Genomic DNA, 4,096 nt, shown 5'->3' with positions numbered 1-4,096 from the left:
TTGTCAGAGCTTAGAGCCGGAGTCGGCAGCCTGTTTTTAGAAAGGCGTTCGAGACCAACAACGCCTCGAACGGTTAAGATATCAAAGACTCGCTATCCGGTGGATCGCAATGCTGCTCCTCTTAAGTGAACAGCATTGCCCTTTTTGAAGGGGCTTTTTTTTGATTTTGTTTTGGCTTTGCACGCCAGGCGTTAGGGTTTTTCCTCTGATTTTGATTTTTAGACATTTGCCTTAATGTCGTTTCTTCGCTCAGTCTAGCCGCCTTCTATGTTTTTGCGAGGCATTCTACTGATCTTGGGTTGTTTCAGACTGCAGACGTCGGACATCAGACTTTATGTTCTCATCAGACGTCGGACATCAGACTTTTCTTTTCTAGTCATTTGCCGGATTTCGCCCGGCAGGCGAGTGACTTTTCGTGACGCGACGAAAAGTAACCAAAAGGCGCGCCCCCGCATCTCAGCCCTTCGGGTTCCCGAATTCGAGCTAATTTTGAGGGTCGGAAAAGATCGCTTCCCAGCGCTTTTCCTTAATTGCACCTCCATGTGCAATAAACCCACAAAATTAGCTCGCCTTCGGCTGGATGCGACGGGAGGGGTCGGGAACTTCGTAGTATGATTGTTTTTTCACGTCCGACTTCAGACGTCGGACATCAGACATCAGACATCAGACTTTATATTCTCATCAGACGTCGGACGTCAGACTTTTCTTTTCTAGTCATTTGCCGGATTTCGCCCGGCAGGCAAGTGACTTTTCGTGACGCGACGAAAAGTAACCCGTCGCTCCTGCGCGCAGCCCAGGCTGGCCTCTCTATTGCTCCGCAATATTCACCTTCTCGATGCGCTCGCGACATTAGTGAATCCATTCACGTCAAGGCGCGCCCCGCAACTGGCCCTCGGCAACTGCTCCTGCGTTGCACTAATACACTACATCCATGTAGCTATTCGGGTTCCCTCGCTCCGATTGAATTTGGAGGGCCGTATCGACAGGCCTTGCCCCAGGGCACCCTCTCTGCCGCTGCTCGTCATTCACCTTGTCCCTGGCCTGACGATACTAGCGCTCGCGTCCATGCGAGCTTACCCACCAAATTCAATCTCCACTCAGCTCAGTGGCATGGGGGAGGGGTACTCCGTAGCGGCATTCTACTGATCTTGGGTTGTTTCAGACTTCAGGCGTCGGACATCAGACTTTATATTCTCATCAGACGTTGGACATCAGACTTTCTACGCTCATCAGACGTCGGACTTTAGGCATTCACATTTCCTATGTGCAATTGACCCACAAAATTTGCTCGAATTCGGCTGGATGCGATGGGGGAAGGTGGCTCCGTGACACATAAATCGTCATTGCCGCCTGTATGGATAAACTGGTTAATGTGCCCCGCAAAATTTGTCAAAACACCTTTTCACGTAGCTTTAAGTAAAGTTTGACGCCAAATCGAGGGAAGGTTGTAAAAACAGCAATACAATCATTAGGTTGCATAGGGGTTGTTCAGAACAAAGAAAACGAATAAAGTCAGAATTATAAAGAAAGAGTCTTTCTTTTCTCGGACAAGGAACTGTCGAAAATAGCTCCTTATTCAGTAATATCAATCGCTTATAAGCACTTCTTCGTCTAGCTTCTCGGGGTGTTATATTGCCGCGGGGGATTTTACTTAGTCTTTTGAATTAACTGTTATGTTTCAAGGAGAGTCAATGCCATACGCAATGAACCCACCACAATATGAGTCAGTATTAGCTCTAAGTAGCGCTGATCGAAGCTCTCATTTTGTCGGTAAAGTCGCTGACTGGGAGCAATTGTGGGCAGTAAAAAATAGCGAAGGGTGGCTAGTTCCTGTTACCCCTGACAACCTTGAATATTTTCCAGTTTGGCCACATCCTGAGTACGCTCAGAAAATCGCTGACCAACATTTTCCTGGCCATGAAGCTACCGAAATATCACTTCAAGAATTTATGTCTCATTGGTTGCCAACCTTTGACAAAGATAATGTTAAAGTGGCGGTTTTTCCGAACAAAGAATGGGCGCTCTGGGTAATGGAACCATCTGATTTACTTCAGTGCCTAGAAGACGAAGTGGCACAATATGAATAAGAAACATAACCAAGCAATCTTGCGGAACTCCGCGGGCTGTCACGTTTTGTGCGGAGCACAAAAAGCGCCATCCCACTCCGTCCGTAAATTGCGGCGTTATGTGTAAATATGAAGTTCATCGCAGATACGGAAATACCGATTGATCCATACGATTATCTTGGACTTTTAAGGTCGCAAGGAATTCTGGCGAAGCGCAACTCTGAATTTCAGAAAGCCCCGCTTGCCGGCCTTAGTAGAGAGGGGATTTGGGTTATCCTTAACTCACAATACACAGATGCACTAGCACTCATATCAGACAAGTCGCATATTGTAGCGAATCCTTTGACTGAGGGCGAGATGGTTGAGCTAGAGATTGAAGCTAAGAGTATGTTACTGAATGCATCTGGTAGTTTCTTTTCTAGATTAGCTAAGTTTGTTTTCTATTTTTCGATCCTTTTATTTGTGGTCTACGCAGGGTATCAGATTGTCAAGCACACATAACAAACATAGGCAACTCGCCCGCAAAGAGCGCGGGCTGGACGGCTTACACTTCGCTTCGCTCCGTTCCAGCCGCCGTTGCTATGGGCGTAATGACTAGTGGGAGCAGGAATACGTTCATGGATCTGATTCGATCAAAATTTAAATATATAGTTTTGGTGGCCTTTTTAGCTTTCATTTTTAATTCGTCAGTATTATCTATTTTGGGCGTTCGATCATCGGAGGTTATGTACGATTATGACGTTGTGGTGGCTATGTGCTTGCCCGAATCTGAAATATGTCCATATAGCGGAGAGATTCAAGTTGCAAATACTGGCAATTTAGTGGCTAATAATCTCGAGTTTCAGGTTGCTAGTATGCCTAGTAGCATAAAAGTGTCGTTTAGAATTTTGGATTTGGTTGCATCGTCTCCTCGAGAAAAAAATCCAATTATTTCCGTCCTTGATGATGGGCAGGGTTTTACCGTCAATGGCCTTGTGCCTGGAGCAATGGTAATAGCAGAGTATGGAAGCCAATTTTCATATGAGGAACGAGAAATGATACGTAATATATCAGTATCTGGCTCAGGGGATTCTGCGTTGGTTTATGGCGATCCGCACGGAACAATATTCGGTCGGTTTTTCTCAAGCTTAATGTTTTGGTAGTCCATTGGCCATAACAAGCGACTGTGGTAAAAATCAAGCCTGAACCAACGTATTCTTTTGACAAATTAAGCTTGCTGCCATTCTTTTCCGTCACGGATCATGGCGTTTAATATTGTCATCATTTTCCTCATGCAAGCAGTTAATGCGACCTTCTTATGTTTTCCTTCATCGACTAATCGATTGTAAAACTCTTTCATTGTCGGATTGCATTGTATTGCGCTGAGCATAGCCATATACAGCACCGTTCTAATCGGTGCTCGGCCGCCTCTAATCCGCCGTCTTCCCTTCATTGAGCCACTGTCTCGATTATAAGGCGCCAAACCCGTCAGAGCACCAACCTGGCGGTTGGTCAGTGTTCCAAGCTCAGGAAGCTCTCCTAGTAATGTATGCGCGACCCCATCTCCAATGCCGGGGACACTCAACAACAACCTATAGGTGTCTTCCCATTCAGTCACCTCGGCGACTCTTTTAGAAAGCCTGGTATTAACCCACTCGATTTCCTTATCTAAAAACTTCAGCATGCGATTATGCGTTGCCTGGTGCGCCTTTTCCGCTTTGTGTTTACGATTAAGCTCTTGTGTTCTTGATTCCATGAGTTGGCGTTTTCGGGCGAGTAAGTCCCTGATATATCGTATTTTTTTGTTACTTATGGGACGTATTTCAGGCTTAAGCATCGCCCCGAATTGCGCGATCACCTGAGCGTCGATCTTGTCTGTCTTTGCGATTATCCCTTGGGCTTTGGCAAATTGACGAACATTCATGGGTTGTACAACGACAACGGGTAACCCAGATTCTGCCAGTGCCTCAACGACTTTCCGTTCGTAGCCACCCGTAGCCTCCACCAGAATCCGGCTTAGTTTGAAGCGCTTGAGAGACTTGATGAGCGCC

Annotated in this window: 4 protein-coding genes; 3 read left to right on the top strand and 1 reads right to left on the bottom strand. The window is 46.3% G+C overall.

Features of this window, described 5'->3' with window-relative positions:
* Window positions 1–1,691 precede the first annotated feature (1,691 nt).
* The 3 genes from QWI17_RS00330 to QWI17_RS00320 all read left to right on the top strand — a co-directional run bounded on the left by QWI17_RS00330 (window position 1,692) and on the right by QWI17_RS00320 (window position 3,208).
* Window positions 1,692–2,087 carry a DUF2750 domain-containing protein gene (locus tag QWI17_RS00330; protein WP_302720512.1) on the top strand — a complete coding sequence of 132 codons (396 nt, stop codon included), beginning with the start codon at window positions 1,692–1,694 and terminating at the stop codon, window positions 2,085–2,087.
* A gap of 108 nt (window positions 2,088–2,195) precedes the next feature.
* A complete protein-coding gene (locus QWI17_RS00325) occupies window positions 2,196–2,567 on the top strand; it encodes a hypothetical protein (RefSeq protein WP_302720511.1) in 372 nt (123 codons plus the stop codon).
* 116 nt (window positions 2,568–2,683) lie between these two features.
* Window positions 2,684–3,208, top strand: a complete 525-nt coding sequence (locus QWI17_RS00320) for a hypothetical protein (RefSeq protein ID WP_302720510.1) — start codon at window positions 2,684–2,686, stop codon at window positions 3,206–3,208.
* Between the two features lie 65 nt (window positions 3,209–3,273).
* Here the strand turns inward: QWI17_RS00320 and QWI17_RS00315 are convergent.
* Window positions 3,274–4,096 (bottom strand): IS110 family RNA-guided transposase (locus QWI17_RS00315; protein ID WP_302720509.1); only part of this gene is annotated, 823 nt, incomplete at its 5' end.

Source organism: Gilvimarinus gilvus (genome assembly GCF_030518155.1).
In the GTDB taxonomy this organism is placed as follows: Bacteria; Pseudomonadota; Gammaproteobacteria; order Pseudomonadales; family Cellvibrionaceae; genus Gilvimarinus; species Gilvimarinus gilvus.
Note: the sequence above shows the minus strand (reverse complement) of the source record. Positions and strands in the feature narration are given on the sequence as shown.